15 protein-coding genes and 1 tRNA gene are annotated in these 20,813 nt (G+C 46.0%); all 16 read right to left on the bottom strand.

Annotated features, from left to right (window positions below; genetic code table 11):
* Window positions 1-22 precede the first annotated feature (22 nt).
* The 16 genes from pnp to B2W60_RS02310 all read right to left on the bottom strand — a co-directional run bounded on the left by pnp (window position 23) and on the right by B2W60_RS02310 (window position 20,812).
* Entirely contained in the window at window positions 23-2,116 is a 2,094-nt protein-coding gene (pnp, locus tag B2W60_RS02385; RefSeq protein WP_292361665.1) for a polyribonucleotide nucleotidyltransferase, read from the bottom strand.
* 191 nt (window positions 2,117-2,307) lie between these two features.
* On the bottom strand, window positions 2,308-2,577 hold the full coding sequence (rpsO, locus tag B2W60_RS02380; protein WP_278361242.1) for a 30S ribosomal protein S15: 270 nt from the start codon (window positions 2,575-2,577) through the stop codon (window positions 2,308-2,310).
* Between the two features lie 129 nt (window positions 2,578-2,706).
* Window positions 2,707-3,636 carry a tRNA pseudouridine(55) synthase TruB gene (gene truB, locus B2W60_RS02375; protein ID WP_292361664.1) on the bottom strand — a complete coding sequence of 310 codons (930 nt, stop codon included), beginning with the start codon at window positions 3,634-3,636 and terminating at the stop codon, window positions 2,707-2,709.
* Between the two features lie 9 nt (window positions 3,637-3,645).
* The gene (gene rbfA / locus B2W60_RS02370; protein ID WP_292361663.1) at window positions 3,646-4,047 is read right to left on the bottom strand and encodes a 30S ribosome-binding factor RbfA; all 402 of its coding nucleotides are present in this window, start codon (window positions 4,045-4,047) and stop codon (window positions 3,646-3,648) included.
* A complete protein-coding gene (infB, locus tag B2W60_RS02365) occupies window positions 4,047-6,842 on the bottom strand; it encodes a translation initiation factor IF-2 (protein WP_292361662.1) in 2,796 nt (931 codons plus the stop codon). Before infB ends, rbfA begins: the two co-directional genes overlap by 1 nt.
* A gap of 3 nt (window positions 6,843-6,845) precedes the next feature.
* Window positions 6,846-8,360, bottom strand: a complete 1,515-nt coding sequence (gene nusA, locus B2W60_RS02360) for a transcription termination factor NusA (protein ID WP_292361661.1) — start codon at window positions 8,358-8,360, stop codon at window positions 6,846-6,848.
* Between the two features lie 75 nt (window positions 8,361-8,435).
* Window positions 8,436-8,882, bottom strand: coding sequence for a ribosome maturation factor RimP (rimP, locus tag B2W60_RS02355; RefSeq protein WP_292361660.1), 447 nt, complete (start codon window positions 8,880-8,882; stop codon window positions 8,436-8,438).
* Between the two features lie 92 nt (window positions 8,883-8,974).
* Window positions 8,975-9,051, bottom strand: a tRNA-Met gene (locus B2W60_RS02350).
* A 54-nt stretch (window positions 9,052-9,105) separates the two neighbouring features.
* On the bottom strand, window positions 9,106-10,509 hold the full coding sequence (gene ntrC, locus B2W60_RS02345; protein ID WP_292361659.1) for a nitrogen regulation protein NR(I): 1,404 nt from the start codon (window positions 10,507-10,509) through the stop codon (window positions 9,106-9,108).
* Window positions 10,506-11,573 carry a nitrogen regulation protein NR(II) gene (glnL, locus tag B2W60_RS02340; RefSeq protein ID WP_292361658.1) on the bottom strand — a complete coding sequence of 356 codons (1,068 nt, stop codon included), beginning with the start codon at window positions 11,571-11,573 and terminating at the stop codon, window positions 10,506-10,508. Before glnL ends, ntrC begins: the two co-directional genes overlap by 4 nt.
* Before the next feature lie 192 nt (window positions 11,574-11,765).
* Complete coding sequence (locus tag B2W60_RS02335) at window positions 11,766-12,386, bottom strand: DUF4124 domain-containing protein (RefSeq protein ID WP_292363538.1); 621 nt, start codon at window positions 12,384-12,386, stop codon at window positions 11,766-11,768.
* A gap of 96 nt (window positions 12,387-12,482) precedes the next feature.
* Complete coding sequence (gene glnA, locus B2W60_RS02330) at window positions 12,483-13,892, bottom strand: glutamate--ammonia ligase (protein WP_292361656.1); 1,410 nt, start codon at window positions 13,890-13,892, stop codon at window positions 12,483-12,485.
* A gap of 175 nt (window positions 13,893-14,067) precedes the next feature.
* The gene (locus B2W60_RS02325; RefSeq protein ID WP_292361655.1) at window positions 14,068-14,295 is read right to left on the bottom strand and encodes a sulfurtransferase TusA family protein; all 228 of its coding nucleotides are present in this window, start codon (window positions 14,293-14,295) and stop codon (window positions 14,068-14,070) included.
* On the bottom strand, window positions 14,292-15,344 hold the full coding sequence (locus B2W60_RS02320) for a tRNA (5-methylaminomethyl-2-thiouridylate)-methyltransferase (RefSeq protein ID WP_292361654.1): 1,053 nt from the start codon (window positions 15,342-15,344) through the stop codon (window positions 14,292-14,294). The genes B2W60_RS02325 and B2W60_RS02320 overlap by 4 nt, the downstream gene beginning before the upstream one ends.
* Window positions 15,345-16,787: a metalloprotease TldD gene (gene tldD / locus B2W60_RS02315; RefSeq protein WP_292361653.1), complete on the bottom strand. Its 1,443-nt coding sequence runs from the start codon at window positions 16,785-16,787 to the stop codon at window positions 15,345-15,347.
* Between the two features lie 218 nt (window positions 16,788-17,005).
* Window positions 17,006-20,812: a YhdP family protein gene (locus B2W60_RS02310; protein ID WP_292361652.1), complete on the bottom strand. Its 3,807-nt coding sequence runs from the start codon at window positions 20,810-20,812 to the stop codon at window positions 17,006-17,008.
* Window position 20,813 lies beyond the last annotated feature (1 nt).

Below are 20,813 nucleotides of genomic sequence, written 5' to 3'. Positions count from 1 at the left end.
AATCAAACCTGAATTGACTGAATTATTCTGCAGCAACTTCATGAACAGCTTTCATACTCAGGCGAATACGGCCCTGACGGTCAACTTCCAGTACCTTCACTTCAATCATGTCACCTTCAGACAGTTTATCACTGACATTTTCCACACGCTCATCAGAGATTTGTGAAATATGTACCAGTCCATCTTTACCTGGCAGAATCGTGACAAACGCCCCAAAATCCATCAGCTTGGCAACACGGCCCTGATAGACCTTGCCGACTTCAACTTCAGCGGTGATTTGCTCAATACGGTGTAATGCATCCTGACCCGCATTGAAATCCGAAGAGAAAATCATCACGGTGCCATCATCCTGAATATCGATAGTTGCACCGGTTTCTTCGGTGATTGCACGAATGGTTGCGCCACCTTTACCGATAACATCACGAATTTTATCAGCATGAATTTTCACAGTGATAATACGTGGTGCAAATTCGGACATTTCCTGACGGTGCGTTGAGATCACTGCATTCATTTTTTCCAGAATATGCAGACGACCATCACGGGCTTGCGCCAGTGCAATACGCATGATTTCTTCGTTGATACCTTCGATCTTGATATCCATTTGCAGTGCCGTCACACCTTTTTCGGTACCGGCCACTTTAAAGTCCATATCACCCAGATGATCTTCATCCCCCAGAATATCGGTCAAAACGGCATAACCATCTGGTTCTTTAATCAGACCCATCGCAATACCGGCAACAGGTGCTTTAATGGGTACACCGGCATCCATTAACGCCAATGAGGTACCACAGACAGAGGCCATTGAACTTGAACCATTGGATTCAGTGATTTCAGATACGACGCGAACCACATACGGGAATTCTTCAGCCGTTGGCATAACCGCCTGAATACCACGTTTGGCTAATTTGCCATGACCAATTTCACGACGTTTCGGAGAACCGACAAAACCGGTTTCACCTACACAGAACGGCGGGAAGTTGTAATGCAGCATAAAGCGATCACGGTATTCACCTTCTACCGCATCAATCATCTGTGCATCACGTTCCGCACCCAAAGTTGCCACCACAATTGCCTGAGTTTCACCACGGGTGAACAATGCAGAACCATGCACACGTGGCAGTACAGTAGTTTCAACAAATACTGGACGCACGGTTTTGGTATCACGGCCATCGATGCGCGGTTCACCGGCAATAATACGACCACGAACCAGTTCTTTTTCCAGTTTGCCAAACAAACCTTTTACATCATCTTCAGACCATTCACCATCTTCACTGACTAATGCCTCAACAGCGGCTTGACGAATTTCTGAGAGTTGATCCTGACGCTGCATTTTATCGCTGATAGCGTAAGCCGTTTTAATGCCTTCAAACGCTTGCTCTTTAACCGCATTATATAGACGATCATCTTTTTCCGGAGCAGTCCAATCCCAAGCCGGTTTGCCAGCTTCGGCTTTCAATTCATCAATCAGTTTGATTGCTGTCTGAATTTGTTGATGGCCATACATAACTGAGCCTAACATCACTTCTTCTGGCAATTCAGAAGCTTCTGATTCCACCATCAAGACCGCACTGACAGTACCGGCAACCACTAAATCCAGTGAGCTGTTGGCTAATTGTTTTTTAGACGGATTCAGAATGTAGTTACCATCAACATAACCGACCCGTGCGGCACCTAATGGGCCATTAAAAGGTAAACCTGAGATAGCTAACGCTGCAGAAGCACCGATCATTGCTGGAATATCAGGATCAATTTCAGGGTCCAAAGCCATTACGGTGGCAATTACCTGAACTTCATTAATGAAACCTTTCGGAAACAATGGACGTAATGGACGATCGATCAGACGGGATGTCAGCGTTTCTTTCTCTGAAGGGCGGCCCTCACGTTTGAAAAACCCACCGGGTATTTTACCTGCAGCATAAGTACGTTCTTGATAATTTACGGTTAACGGAAAGAAATCCTGGCCAGGATTTACATTTTTCTTTCCGACTACAGTTACCAGCACTGATGTCTCACCCAGACTGGCAATAATGGAACCACCCGCCTGACGAGCAATTTTTCCGGTTTCCAGGCTAAGCGTATGCTCACCGAACTGAACTGTCTTTTTTACTGAATTCACTAGTATTTCCTTCTCTTGACTACATCAGCCATGAACCTTTTCATCACTGATTTAAAAAACGATAAACGCATAAATGAATATGCCCCTGAAACCGCGGGGGATTTCAGGGGCATATCAGTCAACGCACCAGCCTAATGCCAAAGATATTGGCGGAGGCTCGATGAGATGTTTTGCAGATCACGTCGGGTAATTTAGCGACGCAGACCTAAGTCAGCAATTAAATCACGGTAACGGTTAATATCTGTTTTTTTCAGGTAGTCGAGCATTTTACGACGACCACTAACCATTTTTAACAAACCTTGACGTGAGTGATGATCATGGATGTTAGTTTTAAAATGGTCTGAAAGATTGGTAATACGGGCAGTCAGCAGAGCTACCTGAACTTCAGCTGAGCCGGTATCGCCTTCAGTACGACCGTATTTTTTGATGATTTCTTGCTTTTGTTCTGCAGTAATTGACATAAAAACTCCAACTTTTTATAGCCTTTGGCTATGAGTTAAATTCTGAAATAATCCAGCGGGTTAAACCGGATTACCCAACCTTTTAAGAGTGGCGAATTTTACCGGTTTTATCTGCTATTCACAAGCGGGTTAAACCGTATCACCGGTAACAAACAAACGTTTTGCTGACACCGTGCCGTCCTGCGCTAATTCACCCAGACCGATAAACTGATCCTGAACATCAAATAGACGGACTTTTGCGCAATGACCTTGAAATTCCGTTGTGACACTGCGACCAAAACGCATATCAGCAGACATATCGGCATCCAGTCTTACTTCAGGCCAGTCCGGTAATGCTTCATGAGCAGGTAATAATTGAGAATCAAGCCCCGGTAAGCCTTGTTGTTCTGCCAAATCCTGTAACCTCTCCAGACTTAATGCCTGGGTTAAATCATAACCAGCGGCATCCGTACGTCTTAACATAGTGACATGTCCACAACTGCCTAAAGCGGCAGCAATGTCCTGAACTAAGGTGCGTATATAGGTCCCTTTGCTGCAGGATACCTGCAAGGTAAAACTGTCAGCATCACAGGCCAGCAATTCAATACTGTAGATGGTAATCAGACGAGATTTCCGTTCGATTTCTATGCCCTGACGAGCCAGCTTGTATAGTGGCTGTCCCTGGTGTTTTAAGGCTGAAAACATCGGCGGAATCTGTTGTAGCTCACCGGTAAAGTCCTGCAAAATACGTTGCAGTTTTTCCTCTGAATAATCCGGGATATTCTGTTGAGCGATAACGTCACCATCACTATCACCGCTATCGGTGAGAATGCCTAGCTGGCAACGCACCTGATACTGTTTATCAGCATCCAGCAAATAGGTGGAGAGTTTGGTGGCTTCGCCCAGGCAGACAGGTAATACCCCGGTTGCTAATGGGTCGAGACTACCGGTATGTCCTGCCTTGTTTGCATTAAATAATCGTTTAACGCGTTGCAAAACATGATTTGAGCTCAGTCCGGTTGGCTTGTCAATAATCACGATACCGGTAATATCGCGACCTTTTTTACTGCGTTTTGCCATCGGAGAAACTCAATCTTTATCAGTTTCTGAATCGGGTTCTTGTTCGTCTTTGATATCGGCATTGGCCTTAGAGATCAGTTCATCCATATAAAAGCCATGTTCCAGCGTGGTGTCATAACGAAATTGCAGCTCCGGCATGATGCGTAATTTTACGCGCTTTGCCAGCGCCCGACGCAGGAACCCTGCAGCGTTATTTAATCCTGCCAGACATTCTTTGGCGGCTTCTTCTGAATCAAATCCACTGAGCCGTGTCACATAAATACGCGCATATTTAAGATCGGATGTCACATCAACATGTGACACCGTGACCATACTGACACGCGGATCAGCCAGATCATGCTGAATCAGCAAGGCCAATTCACGCATCATGACCTCACTGATTCGATTTGTGCGACTAAATTCTCTTGCCATTAAAGACTCGGTTTCATCAGGACACGTTCAAAGACTTCGATTTGATCACCCGGTTTGACGTCTTTGTAGTTTTTCACACCAATACCACACTCCGTACCGGCATTGACTTCATTAACATCATCTTTGAATCGACGCAGTGATTCCAGTTCACCTTCGTAAATAACCACGTTATCACGCAAGACACGAATCGGGTTGTTACGTTTGACGCTGCCTTCCAAGACCAGACAACCTGCAATATCACCAAATTTCGGAGAGCTGAACACATCATCAACCCGTGCCAGACCGATAATTTCGTCTTTATAGACGGGCTCAAGCATACCGGTCATGGCTTTTGTCACCACATCCAGCAAATCATAAATAATGCTGAAATATTGAACATCCAGGCCTTTTTCAGCAATTACTTTACGCGCAGTATTATCAGCGCGAACATTAAAGCCGATCAGAATAGCATCAGAAGCGGCAGCTAACTGTGCGTCAGTTTCGTTAATACCGCCGACACCAGAACCAACAACCCGGACCTGTACCATATCGGTCGACAATTTCTGCAGACCCTGACTGACAGCTTCAACCGAACCATGAACGTCACCTTTAATGACGACATTCAGTGTTTTCAGATCGCCGGCTTCCATTTTGTTGAACATATCATCCAACTTGGCAGCCTGCTGTTGTGCCATTTTCAGTTCACGTGCTTTGGTCTGACGGAAGCTGGCAATTTCTCTTGCTGTGCGATCATCCGGCGCCACCTGTAACTCATCACCCGATGCAGGTGTTCCGGACAGACCCAGTAATTCAACAGGAGTTGAGGGACCAGCTTCATCCATTTGTTGGCCATTTTCGTTGAACAAGGCGCGAACCCGTCCAAATTCCTGGCCAACCACCACGATGTCACCTTTTCTCAAAGTACCACGCTGCACCAGTACGGTCACAACGGTACCGCGACCTTTATCCAGTCGCGATTCAACCACTGTACCGTGGGCAGGCCCTTTAACCGGTGCAGTTAACTCCATCACTTCAGCTTGCAGTGAGATTGCATCCAGTAAATCATCAACGCCCATACCCGTTAAGGCTGAAACAGGCACAAACTGTACATCACCGCCCCAGTCTTCGGGAACAACTTCGTGGTTGGTTAATTCTTGCTTAACCCGATCTGGAGTGGCATCAGGCTTATCCATTTTGTTAACAGCAACAATCAGCGTTGAACCGGCTGCTTTGGCATGTTGTACAGCTTCAATGGTTTGCGGCATCACACCATCATCTGCGGCTACTACCAGAACCACAATATCAGTGACTTTGGCACCGCGTGAACGCATTTCAGTGAAAGCCGCATGGCCGGGCGTATCGAGAAAAGTGACTTCACCACGACTAGTTTCAACCTTATATGCACCGATATGCTGAGTGATACCACCCGCTTCACCAGATGTCACCTTAGTACGACGGATATAATCCAGCAGTGAGGTTTTACCATGGTCAACATGACCCATTACAGTTACAACAGGTGCGCGAGGAAGTGCTTCACCCGTTACTTCAATCGAGGCTTCAAGAGCCTGTTCAACTTCGTTTTCCTGGACTGGTTTGGCTACGTGGCCCATTTCCTCTACCAGAATAACGGCAGTATCCTGGTCCAGAACCTGATTGATAGTGGCCATTGTGCCCATACCCATCAAGGCTTTGATAACCTCGGCCGCTTTAACTGACATGCGCTGGGCCAGATCAGATACTGAAATGGTATCCGGCACACTGACTTCACGGACAACCGGTGCGGTTGGACGGGAAAAGCCATGTTCCGTAGACGTTTCGACTGTAGTCGTTTTTTGTGAAACACCTTTTTTCTTTTTACGGCGTCCCTTACCTTCACTGACATGAAGTTCTTTACGCTCAAATTCATCATCACGCTGAAAACGACCACGACGTGCTGGTTTGTCTTTACTTGCAACGTGTTTAGCGTCAGCCTCTTTACGATCGGGTTTCTGTTCTTTGGCTTGGGCTTCAGCTGCCGCCAGGCGAGCTTCTTCTTTCGCTTTTTCTAACGCTTCTTCTTCCTCACGGGCTTTTTTACGAGCTTCCAGGGCTTTTTCAGCATCAATTCTCGCGAGGTTAGCTGCACGACGTTTCGCATCGGCCTCTTCAAGTTTTTTATGGGCTAATTGAGACGCGGTTAATTCGGGTTTTGCAGGCGCCTTTTTAACCGTTTGCGATTGCTTTTGCTCTTTAACTTTAGCTTCTTCTGCTAATGCCTTTTGCTCTTCTTCAGCCGCTAAACGAGCTTCTTCAACAGCCAGTCTTTCAGCTTCAATTGCTGCGGCTACCGCAGCAGCTTCACGCTCAGATTCTTCTTGCTGACGACTGCTTTGTTCTTGCTGTTTGCGCGCAATTTCCTGCAGTCGGAGCTGCTCCTGGCGAGCCACTTCTTCGGCATTTGCCTGAGCCTGCGTCGCTACCGGAACAGGTTCTTCCGCAGGAGTGTTGGTTTCAACTTCACTACGTTTTACAAAAGTTCTCTTTTTACGAACTTCAACACTGACGCTTTTACCAGCCTGACGGGATGTGCCACCACCTAATTTAATTTCACTGACTGATTTACGTTTCAGTGTGATTTTTTTCGGTGATGCGTCTTTATCATTCGCCACTTTGCCATGTCTTTGCTGTAAAAATTGCAACAGACTTTGCTTTTGATCTTCAGTAATCAGATCATCTGGCTTTGAAACTTTAATGCCAGCTTCGTTAAGCTGATCAACTAAACGCTCAGGTGTGATACCGACTGTGTCGGCCAGGTCCTTAACCTTCATGTCACTCATTGGTTACTCCCCTGTTTCTGTTTGTTCGTCGGCAAACCATGACTCACGTGCTTTCATGATAAATGCGGCAGCTTGTTTTTCATCAATACCAGCCACTTCGACCAATTCATCCACGGACTGATCTGCAAGGTCATCAACGGTTAAAACACCCTGACTATTCAGTTTGGCAACCAGCTCAGCAGTCATTCCAGGCAAATCCTGTAACGTTTCGGCAGGAGAAGCGTTTTCAATCTGCTCTTCACTGGCAATTGCCCGTGTCAGCAATACATCTCTGGCACGTGAGCGTAACTCGTTCACAATATCGGTATCAAACTCTTCGATATCAAGCATTTCCTGTTCCGGCACATAAGCCACTTCTTCGAGAGAAGAAAAACCTTCCTGAGCCAGAATTAAGGCAACGTCTTCATCTACATCCAAATCCGCCATAAAGGTCTGAATCAATGAACTGATTTCAGTTTCTGCTTTCTGATCTGCATCTGAGGCAGACATCACATTCAGTTCCCAACCAGTCAATTGGCTGGCTAATCGAACATTCTGACCACCGCGACCAATCGCTTGTGATAACTGTCCATCTTCAACGGCGATATCCATACTGTGCGCATCTTCATCAACGACGATGGATAATACTTCAGCGGGTGCCATGGCATTAATTGCAAAACGTGCTGGTTCTTCATCCCATAGAATAATGTCAACACGCTCACCGGCCAACTCATTGGTCACAGCCTGAACACGTGAACCACGCATACCGACACATGCGCCAACCGGATCAATTCTTGGCTCGTGAGCTAAAACGGCAATTTTTGCTCGTAAACCGGGGTCACGGGCAGCCCCCTTGATTTCAATCATGCCGTCCCCGATTTCAGGTACTTCAAGACTGAACAGTTCAATTAATAATTCAGGCGCTACGCGGCTGATAATAAGTTGTGGCCCACGCACTTCTGAACGAATCTCTTTTAAATAACCACGAACCCGGTCACCACTGCGGAAATTTTCACGCGGAATCATTTCTTCACGTGGTAATAACGCTTCTGCATTGCCGCCTAAATCCAAAGTCACATTGCCGCGTTCCACACGTTTAACCGTGCCATGAATCATTTGACCGACTTTTTCACGGTACATATCGACCACTTGGGCACGTTCAGCTTCGCGAACTTTTTGAACGATAACCTGTTTTGCTGTTTGCGCAGCTATACGGCCAAACTCAACCGATTCCATTGGTTCGCGGATATAGCCACCGACTTCAGCATCAGCCTGTTTGGCCAGGGCATCCGATAGTTTTATTTGGGTTTCCGGAGATTCAAATGTTTCGTCATTATCGTCAACAATTAACCATTGACGGAAAGTTTCATAGTTACCGGTAAGGCGATCAATCGCAACATGCGCATCTATTTCCATTTCATAGCGTTTGCGGGTAGCCATAGCTAACGCCGCTTCTATCGCCTGAAAAATAACTTCTTTCCCCACGCCTTTTTCATTAGACATGGCATCAACAACCAGTAAAATTTCTTTATTATTCATCTCGCCCCCAGTGGATCGACGCAAGCGATTGATCCAAAACTAAGTTTTTTCATTAACAGCAAATAATACGCTTTTTCAGGCAACCAGTCGTGCTTTAGCCAACTTTGCCAATGGTAAGGCGTAAACCTCGCCATCTACTTCAATTAATACTTCACCATTTTCGAAGCCCTGAAGCACTCCAGTAAAATTCCGTCGACCTTCCACAGGTAATTTTGTGGTTATTTTTGCTGGCGAGCCAGTAAAGCGGATGAAGTCTCGTTCTTTAAATAAAGGACGATCAAATCCGGGTGAGGAAATTTCGAGGGAATAGGCTTTTTTGATGGGGTCTTCAACATCGAGGATGCCGCTGACCTGATGACTGACACGCTCACAATCTTCAATACCTATGCCTTGATCTGCATCAATATAGATTCTGAGGAGTGGATTTTGTCCACCCTGAATGTATTCCACACCGACCAGCTGGTACCCCAGCGACTCAATCGGTGCTTCAATTAGTTTTTCAATTTGATCAGATACGGCCATAGGCTAACAAATAAAAAAAAAGGGCCATTGGCCCAATTTTAACTCCACAAAAACAAAAACCCCAATTAGGGGTCCTGTCTTAACATTATTATTGGTAGCGGGGGCTGGATTTGAACCAACGACCTTCGGGTTATGAGCCCGACGAGCTACCAGGCTGCTCCACCCCGCACCTGACTAAGTCGCATACTATACACAGGATGCGACTTACCCGCAAGCCTGTTTATTAATTCTCTTTTAGTTTACGGGTTAAGGTATTTCGCCCCCAACCCAATAATTTTGCGGCTTCCTGACGTTTGCCTGCGGTTTTTTCCAGAGCCACCTCCATCAGCAGGTTTTCAATCATTGGTACCACATCAGCCAACACGCCTTCCTGACCACTTAGCGCTTTGTTTGCCGCCCATTGACGGAACAGCTGTTGCCAGTCTGTTCCGCCACGAATTGACTCAACGCCTGCATCGGAGGTGAGTTCCATCGGGAGATCATCCATCTGGACAACCTGGCCGGGGGACATCACCGTCAGCCAACGCGAAGTATTTTCCAGTTGTCTCACATTACCCGGCCAGGGCAACTGCGATAAATACCGCTCCACTTCAGGGGATACACTTTTTACTCCCATATTCAGTTCACGGGCCGCCTTATTCAGAAAATAAGCAACCAATGCCGGAATATCTTCCCGACGTTCACGTAATGATGGGATATGAATCCGGATAACATTTAAACGATGGAACAAGTCTTCACGAAAATCACCACGCTCGACCTGCTGTTCCAGATTCTGATGGGTTGCCGCGATGATTCTCACATCCGCTTTAACCGCACTATGTCCGCCAACTCTGAAAAACTCGCCATCTGAAAGCACCCTCAACAGCCGGGTTTGTAATTCAAGGGGCATATCACCAATTTCATCAAGAAATAATGTGCCGCCATCAGCTTGTTCAAAGCGACCTTTGCGCTGCACATGTGCCCCGGTAAAAGCCCCCTTTTCATGACCAAACAGTTCGGATTCTAATAATTCTTTGGGGATAGCCGCCATATTGAGAGCAATAAACGGATTCTGTCGGCGCGGGCTATGTTTGTGCAAAGCATGGGCAACCAACTCTTTACCTGTGCCGGATTCACCATTAATCAAAACGGTGATGTTGGAACGTGCCAGTCGACCTATTGCTCGAAACACCTCCTGCATTGCCGGCGCTTCACCAATAATCTCACTACCTATATTCATTTCACCGGCAGGATTATTATGCTGCTGTCGATGGTGGGTAACTGCACGTTGAACTAAATCAACTGCTTCATCAACATCGAAGGGTTTTGGCAGGTATTCAAAGGCTCCGCCTTCATAAACCGAAACAGCGCTGTCCAGGTCTGAATAAGCTGTCATGATAATGACTGGCAAATCCGGCTGATTCTGCTGGATTTCCGAAAGTAATTGCAGACCATCAAGACCTGGCATGCGAATATCACTGACCAGAACATCCGGAGGAGTATCGGTGCCTCGCTTTAATTGCTCTAAAACCAGATCTCCACTTTCAAAGGCTTTAACAGTAATATCTACGGCTTCCAATGCCTTTTGTAATACCCATCGAATTGATCGGTCATCATCAACAATCCATGCTATCGCTTTAGCGCTCACGGTTTTAACTCCAAGGGAAAAATAATTGAAAATATGGTTTGCCCGGCATGGCTGCTGCAACTGACAGTACCTGCATTTCGCTGCACAAGGTTCTGCACCAGGTAAAGGCCCAGTCCAGTGCCATCAGCCCGACCGGTAACCAAGGGATAAAATAAACTGTCCTGTAACTGTTTGGGGATGCCCGGTCCATTGTCCTCAACTTCAATCAGTACCCCTAATTTATAAAAACGTTTTTCAATGGTCAGATTGCGTTGAATTCGTGTTCTCAGGCGGATAACGCCAGTACCATGCATCGCCTGGACGGCGTTACGCACAATATTCAAAAAAATCTGAATCAGCTGATCAAAATCGGCATGTAAATCAGGAATACTCGGATCGTAATCAGCAATAAACTTCAATCGTTCATCCACCTCAATATCCACCAGCTGTCGGACCCGCTGTAATACCTCATGGATATTCAGATAGTGTTTTTCTGATTGCTGATATGGTCCCAGCATTCGTGTCATCAGGTTTTGCAGACGATCTGCTTCATTAATAATGATGCGGGTATATTCTTTTAAATCATCTGAGTCCAGTTGCCGCTCCAGTAACTGTGCAGCCCCTCGCAGACCACCAAGCGGATTTTTTATTTCATGAGCCAGGCCACGGACAACCTGCTGCTGAGTATGCAGATTTTCATCACGATTGACGCGTTGCTGGTAATCCAGTTGTGCCAGTTCAACTAACAGGTGCGGTTCGGCCACATCAAGCATTTTGATTGAACAATCAACTACTATTTCACCGGCTGCAGGCAGAAACAATTGGATTTCACGCTCAATTAACGCCTGCCCGTTACCGATAACCCGACGTAATGAATTCAATAAATGGGTTTCACCGGGTAACAGTGTTTGAAAAGGAATATGTTCGGCTTGACGTTGACTGATTTCAAACATGACTTCGGTGGCCGTATTGATATAACAGACACGTAAGTTCGTATCGAGCACCAAAATGGCTGTTGTTAAACTTTCCAGTACATCATTACTGGATAACTGTTCAACATTGATAAGTTTGTCATTCAAGTTCATGGCATGCCATTTGCAAAAAACGCTCCATTTGTAAGCATCTCTCAGAACATAAAATTTAACATTCTGATTCCAATAGAATTAATATATTTTTGCTCAAGATAAATCGCCAGAAGGCAACATTTCAGATGCGGTTTTAAGGAAATTCAGGCTATTGTACGCTTCATTTTGGTGCGTACAGTTATTCAAGATGAATTAGTTGGGATTAGGAACACTTGGGTTGGTGGGAATACCTGGAATAGTGGGAGCACCACCCCCAGGCAGATTGTTCTGTTGACGGCCCGGTTGAAGCAAGCTGGTTCGTTGCAAGTGAAAAGTAGTTGTTTCACTTTGTGCAATAACTTCTCCTGATGCATTCAGCACGACCGCTGAAAGTTTATGCGTACCCCTGTCCAGATTTTCCAGCATAAAACTTAATTGAGGCATAGGCACACCCGCGGGTAAACCATCAAGATATAGCTGAATCTTATCACCACGCTCAGGTACGAAAGCCGGTTGTAATTGCAGATTCACCGTGACATTACCGTTATTAACCCTGATGCCAGCATCATCTTCAGGCGCAACAATTGTCAACTTATAATCAGGGTCGACTTCTGACTCGCCGGATTCTTCCTGTTCATTGGTAGTGGTGGTCGAATCGGTCACACCAGGAATTTGCACGGGTGAATACGTCATGGAATCCTGTAACTCAATCTTTTCTGCATTTTCAACAGGTTCATCTGAATAAACCTGGTTACCATTGTCGTCAACCCAGCGATAGATATCAGCCGCCACAGCTGTGCCAAGACCAAACAACATAATAAGAAAGAATTTCATATTATGAATATAGGTCAGGCCTTACTATTGTGCAACTAGCAAACATAAAAAAACGCCTCCACGAGGGAGGCGTTTTGTGACATCAATCAAAAAAGTTTAAACACTGTAATATAAATCAAACTCTGCAGGGTGTGTTTCCATACGCAGACGGGTGACTTCTTCCATCTTCAATTCAATATAGCCATCGATCATATCGTCAGTGAATACACCACCTTCTGTTAAGAAAGCGCGATCTTTGTCCAGTTCGGCCAATGCCTGATCCAATGCATGACAAACTTTTGGAATCGCTGCATCTTCTTCGGGCGGTAAGTCGTACAAGTCCTTATCCATCGCATCACCTGGGTGGATCTTGTTTTTAATGCCATCCAGACCAGCCATCATCATCGCACTGAATGCCAGATAAGGGTTTGCTGATGGATCAGGGAAACGAACTTCGATACGACGACCTTTTGGATTACTGACAAAAGGAATACGGATAGACGCACTACGGTTACGTGCTGAATAAGCCAACATTACAGGCGCTTCGAAACCTGGTACCAGACGCTTGTAACTATTGGTTGAAGAATTGGTAAATGCGTTCAGCGCACGGGCATGTTTGATAATACCCCCAATGTAAAATAAGGCTGTTTCAGACAAACCGCCGTATTTATTACCAGAAAACAGGTTTTCACCTTCTTTAGCCAAAGATTGGTGAACATGCATACCACTGCCGTTATCACCTACCAAAGGTTTTGGCATAAATGTCGCTGTTTTACCGTACGCATGGGCAACGTTATGCACAACATATTTCAGTATCTGAACTTCGTCAGCCTTTTTAACCAGAGTGTTGAATTTAGTACCGATTTCACACTGGCCTGCTGTAGCAACTTCATGGTGATGCACTTCTGTAACCAAGCCCATTTCTTCCATGGTCAAACACATGGCAGAACGGATATCTTGCAGTGAATCCACTGGCGGCACCGGAAAGTAACCACCTTTTACACTTGGACGGTGACCTTTGTTACCATCTGCGAAAACTTTTTCGGTATTCCATGAAGACTCATCTGAGTCAATTTTATAGAATGAACCAGAAATATCGCTGCCCCAACGGACATCATCAAGAATGAAAAATTCTGGCTCTGGACCAAAGAAAGCGGTATCTGCCAAACCAGTAGATGCAAGGTAAGCTTCTGCACGTTTTGCCACACTGCGAGGATCGCGTTCATATCCCTGCATGGTAGCTGGCTCAACGATATCGCAACGAACGATCAGCGTCGTATCGTCCATAAATGGATCCAAAACGGCAGTCGTTGCATCCGGCATCAGAATCATGTCGGATTCGTTAATTCCTTTCCAGCCGGCAACAGATGAACCGTCAAACATGACACCTTCAGAGAAAGTATCTTCATCAATTGAATGGGCAGGGTAAGAAACGTGCTGCTCTTTACCACGCGTGTCGGTGAAACGGAAATCAAGGAATTTAACGTCCTCGTCCTTAATTATCTGAAGCACATTTTCGACTGACATTTATAATCTCCAAATTAAAAAAACTGCACACTCTGGTGCAAAAAAACTCACTCGCAACTTACAGCACAAATCTTGCCAACTCGCTGGCTCCGTAAAATCAACCATTTGAGTGCATTCATAAACCACTCACGCTCTAATTTGGTGCAAAACACAACTATTCCGCACCAATAAAGTGCTACGCACCAACTCGGACCGTAATAATGATCTCATCATCGTCTTCCACTGAATCCACGATAAGATGACCATGAATTCGGGCCCATGCAGGAATATCGCTTAAAGCCCCTGGATCGGTACATATCACTTTGAGAATATCCCCTGAAGATAGCTCGGCTACTTTATTCTGCGTTTTGATTACTGGCAAGGGACATAATAATCTTCTTGCGTCTAATTCGACTTGTTTCATACGTACCATTCCTGTGGAACCTGTTCTACACTGATTGGGCGAGCCTGAATATGTCTGGGTGGTTTATCAGGTACAGTAATTTCTACCTCGACCTCATCCGCATCGCGTCCCTGCCCATAACGCGCAACAATAGAAGCGGCAAGCGTAAAGTCCTGTTGTTCGATATCGCCATCAATGATGGCCATTGGACCATTATGACTGGTTGAATAAAGACTGATAAATTGTTTACGGTAACCTTCGAGGAACTTACTTTCGCCTGCATCCCGGGCAATGATCATTTTAAAATCGGCTTTCGGCCGAATATGCCGGCCAACCTTCAACAGCATAATGTCATCCAACTCATATTCACGGCTGTTTCTGGCCTTCCATAGATCCACCAGCTTACTGGAGTAACTTTCATCAGTCAGGAAACAGCAACCACCAGCAGGCGTTGCAAAATCATCAAAACCGAACTGTTTTGCCAAAGCGATTTGCGGTTTGCGATTTCGCCCATGAAAACCATAAAGCTTTTCACGATCAACCCAGCCTTCACGCTCCGGTCTCGTGGGTTGCAGATTTTTGGCACATAAAGGGCGTAACAGAAGGTCATCTGCTCCGGATTCAGCCGCCACAATTGGCATTGTGCGCTTTAATTGAGATTTGGGCCGCTGACCAATTACCTCGCCAGTAATGATAAAGTCAAAACCTTGCATATGATGTTGCCTGACCCACTCAACAGCTTTTCTGACCATAAAGATTTTACAGTCGAGACAAGGGTTCATATTAGTGCCATAACCATGTTTTGGATTAAGCAGAACATCTTTGTATTCTTCGATTACATCAATGATATGTAATTTGATACCGAGCTGTTCAGCCACCCACAAAGCATTATTGCGTTTCTGCTTGTCTTTATGCTGATTGCGAATCGCATGAGTATGGCCTTCGACGCAAAATCCAGTAAAAAAATTGATGCCTTCAACTTCAATACCCTGCTCCTGCATGACACGAACTGCCAGCATTGAATCCAAACCACCTGAAATTAAGGCAACGGCTTTGTGCTGTGAAGTCATTTAAGCGGTTCCCCCGACAGTCAAAGCGTCAATTTTCAATGTCGGTTGGCCCACACCGACCGGTACACTTTGTCCTTCTTTTCCACAGTTACCAATTCCAGAATCCAGTTCAAGATCATCGGCAACCATGCTGATACGATTCATGACTTCCGGACCATTACCTATCAGAGTTGCCCCTTTCACCGGACGGGTCACTTTGCCATTTTCAATCAGATAGGCTTCGCTACTGGAAAACACAAATTTCCCAGAAGTTATATCGACCTGGCCGCCGCCAAAATTCACGGCATAAATACCTTTTTCGACGGAAGCAATAATTTCTTCGGCCTTATGTTGTCCAGCCAGCATATAAGTATTCGTCATACGTGGCATTGGCAGATGGGCGTATGATTCACGTCTACCGTTGCCGGTACTGCGCATGCCCATCAAGCGGGCATTTAATTTATCCTGCATGTACCCAGTCAAGCGGCCATTTTCAATTAACGTGGTAAATTCGGTCGGTGTACCTTCATCATCAATTGTCAGCGAGCCACGGCGATCGGATAACGTACCATCATCGACTACAGTACATAAGGAAGAAGCCACCTGCTCCCCGATTCTGCCAGAAAAGGCTGAGGTGCCACGACGATTAAAATCACCCTCCAACCCATGACCTACTGCTTCATGCAGTAGCACGCCCGGCCAGCCAGAGGCTAATACCACGGGCATAGAACCAGCTGGCGCATCAACTGCTTCCAGATTAACCAGCGCCTGCCGGACAGCCTCTTTGGCAAATGTGACAGCTAAATCATTATCGATAAAGTATTGATAATCCAGACGACGGCCGCCACCGGCACTGCCGCGTTCGCGTCTTCCCTTTGATTCAACGATCACACTGACATTCATCCTGATTAACGGTCTGATATCTGCCGCATAGGTGCCGTCACTGGCCGCAATTAAAATATGCTCAAGACTTCCAGCCAAGCTGACGGTGACCTGATTAACTCGCGGATCAGCGGCACGCGCATAGGCGTCCGCTTCACGTAACAGATTTAACTTTGTCTGGGTGTCCATTCCCAATATCGGATCAAGATCAGAATAAAACGGAGATGCATCAACCATCTTGCGCGCATCGACCTGTTTTTGTTGTCCGTGTTTAACCACAGCACTGGCCGCATGAGTCGCCTCCAGAAGCGCTTTCAGACTCAGGTCATCTGAATAGGCAAACCCGGTTTTTTCGCCGCTGCAAGCCCGGACGCCGACTCCTTGCTCCAGATGATAACCACCATCTTTTATGATGCCATCATCCATTAACCAGTTTTCGCCTCGCGAACGCTGAAAATACAGATCAGCAAAATCAACACCGGGTCTCATGGTGCTTGATAAAGCCCGCTCAATATCTGATGTCTGCAACTCTGCTGGCATCAGTATCTGTTGTTCCAATTGGTCAAATATAGGGTTTGTCATTACTTTTGGACTATGTGTAAAAAGGACAATCTTAGCAGATCCAGGGGGTTGTTGATCTTTGATAGCTGTCTCCGTTGAGACTGAAAAAGCGCCAATTAAAGCGGCATGAGTGATGTCAGCCGGTACATCCATGACTATCATCCCGCCGGAACAGGCCCTAGAGTCTTGCCAATGTTTTTCTGGTAGCGCTTTATAAATGTCAATCTAACAAGATGAAACTAAGGTGTTTCCGGTCGACTCAATGAGAGGTCAGGATCATCCCAGGGACCGGTGAGTCGATAGCGATAACTAATCATATCCACTAAATCCCGGTCAAATAAACGACCCGCAATTCGGTCAACCAGATAAATCGCTGTTCCTACACCAAGCCCGACGGGCCCACCAGCAACCGCACCGGCAAGTGGCAAGGTGGAAGAAACATTGGGGGTGACCACTACTGTTTGATGATAGGTTCTATCAACAATATTGATAGGCCCGGAAACATCAATATTGGCACTTTCACCACGCATTTTGAGGTTATCGGTGACTGCCAGTCCATTGGCAAACTGGAAATCACCACTGATTTGTCTGAAGGCAAAACCTTTGCCAAAAAAATCACTGAAATCCAGGGACAAACGCCGTGGAATAGCGGCAAAACTCATTAAACCAAAGATCCGTCCAGCGGCACCTGGCTCTACATCGACCAGTTGACCATTATTGACTTGAAGGTTCAAGTCACCCTGTAATGCTGCCAGAGAGAGGTTTAATGGTTCATCTGGCCAGCTGAACTGTCCTTTAACCTCGACCTGATTCGCCTCAATGGCAGGCTGATACCCCAGATCCAAAAACAAACCGGCCAGGTCGTTACTGGTAAGTTGCAAGTTTAACTTACTGTTATCAGCAAGCTCATTTTTTTGCCAAACCCCATCCAGATTTGCCTGCAATACGGCTGATTGCAGACTGGCACTTTCCAATACCCAACGTTGGCCCTGTTGAATAGCTCGCGCTTGCACTCTGCCCAGCTGCATTCCATCCACTGTCAAATTATCAATATTTAACTGAAAGCTTGGCCATAAATCAGAGCTGAATTTTTTACGATCTGACGTTTCATTAGAGGCTGCTGGTAATTGAAGATCCACAAAATCAAAATGCAGCGTCGGTAATAAAGCAGAATCCATTGGCCAGCGAATATTGCCCCGCATTTGTCTCGACTGGATTTCCAGCTGCCAGATTTGATTCCTCTGAAACGCTTTTGATTGAACATCATTAAGCACCCACTGATTAAACTGCAGATTATCAACCGCCAGCTCTATTTCAACTGCAGGCCAGTTATCATTATTTTCTGTCTCAGGTAAGTCTTTCAGCCATTTCTGTTGCCATTGCGTCCAATCCGATATTGATAAATCGTTGAGTCGAGCTTTGAAGCGAATACCCGTTGCCGGCAGCTCTGGCTCCGGTAAACCAATAGTTATTTCAGCTCTTGTGGCATCCCCAGTTTGCCAGACGGCTTTTACAACATCGTCATAATTCAAGTGAAATAGCGGCCGCTGTTGGGTATCTTCCATCAATTCAACGCTGATCAAACGGCTATCAGCCGTCTTTTTCCCAATAGGCTCTGGGGCATCAATGGTTATTCCAGCCAAATCCGAAGTCACACGAATATCGGTCTCAAACTCACCCATAGATTTTTCCCGAATTTCGATATCAGCCTGATAACGGGTGGTACCACGCACAAACTCAGGCATATTTTTTTGCCACAGCCCCTCTAGCTGCTGACTATCGACTTCGCCTTTCGCTGTTACCAAGGTTGATTCAGCCTGGGGGATAACATCAATGAGGGTTGGTTTGGCAAAAATATTTGCATTAATGGCTTCCGCATTCACACCATCATTATTAAAGAATAAACGTCCTTTGATATCTTTAATTGGCATCTCAGGCATAGCCGCCAAACTGAGTTGACTGCTTTCAAAACTGAGATGACCAGTAACATCTGTTGCATTGGGGTCAAGCAATGGAATTTTCAGATTTAAGACAATGTTGCTATTGCCCTGAGCCGATACCCAATCGGTAATATCACCATAGCGTGGGCTAAGCGGACTGTTCTGCAAGAAATTCAGTGCATTCTGAGTAGTACCCGATAACAAGCCCGTCAAATCCAAAACAGGCTTACCAGCATAAATATTGTTAATGACCGCACTGACATCAACAAAATCAAACCCGGCGATTCTCCCTGACTTGGGCAAAATATCCAGCTTGTTAGCACTGCTGACGACTTGACCGGCAATACTTTCCAACGCCGGCCAGCCTTCCCCATAATCCAGTCCAACATCAACAACATTCAGGGTAAATTCGAATACATTTGCAGAATCATCAGCGGTAAATGGAAACTCAGCTAAATTGCCTTTTAATGTAAAGTTTCCACTTTCAATTTGTCCGCTGGTATAAGCATCTTCAGCCCATTCAAGATAATCAGGGTCCAAAATCGAACGGGGCACATAACTCAACCAGCTGGCAACAGCCACATCGAGCATTTGCAGATCTATATCGGCGAGAGTGGCATCAGATTGACTTACCAGGCCAATCTTGCCCCGGAAAGTAAGATCATTGTTCCAGATATTCAATTCTGTCAGTTGCATCTGCCAGTTCTGTTCGGCACCGGTCCAGTCCACGCTGGCTTCGACTACATCAAAGTAAATCGCCTCCGGCAGCCAGGTTGGGGCATACAACGTGAGATCACGGCTGTTAATCATTAGCTGTGTAGAAAGCGGATTCCAGTCAAGTTGCAAACTCAGTCCCGACACACCCGGCCATTCATCCACTGGCAAGCTGGCAAACTCATCCACTATCAACTTTGCCGATTGCAGCTCGTTATTATTCCATGAAAGCTGAATGTCGCGGATATCTCCCGCAGGTTGATATTTAGTCAGTATCGGCGGTGAACTCTCGCTGAGTAGGGCCAGGGTGGTCAAATCACTAAGCCGCAGAAAACTGCTTTGAGCGATCCAGCCTTTCATCTTTGAATACTGCAGATTTATCATCGACTGTGGCCAACTATCGCCTGCGACGGTCAACTGAACAGGATCGGCATTTAATTGCCAGGCAGCAGCATCACCCTGCCAGCTGAATTGTCCGGACATGTGATCAATGTCTAACGATTCAATTTCAGGCTTGTTCAGGTTTTCCAGACTGACATCGGTGAGCTGAACTTGGCCTTGCCATTGTTTTTTCAGTATCGATCCGGCATCTAATCTGAGATCTGCACGGCCGCGCGTCACTGAAATGGTATCGAATTGTTGGCTCTGAAAAATAGCAGCCAATTGCAATTGTCTGGCATCGAGCTGATTAACTTGCCAGTTGGCTATTCCAGCCGAATTTAACTCCGCCTCTATTGTGAAATTCAGCTGCTCTCCTAAATGGTGGGGTAAGGTGATATCACCTATCAAATTAGATTTGTTATTGTGAATCAATGCCAGTTGATTCAATTCATAAAGGCCACTCAGCTGTGGCTGTAACTGATCATCGAATTGAATTTCGGCCGATAACAATTCAATATCCCGCCAGGATCGCAATTGCTCAAACCATTCAATTTGAGAATCATCAAAATCCTGTTCTAACGATTTACCTTGCAAACCAATAAGGCTGAAACCACCTTCAGATGAACGCTGAATCGCCAGTTTCAGCCCGGATATACGTGCCGAATCAACCACCAATTGCCGTTGTTGCAGACTCGCAATCAGATCCAGACCAATGTATAGCTCATCAGCAACAAACAATTCACCGATATCAGGTTTAACCTGCATCACAGCAATATCAGTCACCATCAGTTTGGGAAACAGATCGAACCAGTAGAGTCCCGCTTCCCCGATCTGAATCGGATAGCCGGTTTTTTCACTGGCCCAGGCGGCAATTTCGTCTTTACGATCCGCTATTGCACTGGATAACCAGTAAGCCAGCCCCAGTGCCATCAGCATTACTACCACAATCAAGGCCGTAATATTGGTAATTTGTCTGCCAGCGATACGCAGGCTACGATGAAATAGCGGCATG

The sequence above is a fragment of the Methylophaga sp. UBA2496 genome, from assembly GCF_002341635.1.
GTDB lineage: Bacteria > Pseudomonadota > Gammaproteobacteria > Nitrosococcales > Methylophagaceae > Methylophaga.
The sequence above is the reverse complement of the archived record's forward strand: the minus strand, read 5'-3'. Positions and strand labels throughout refer to the sequence as shown.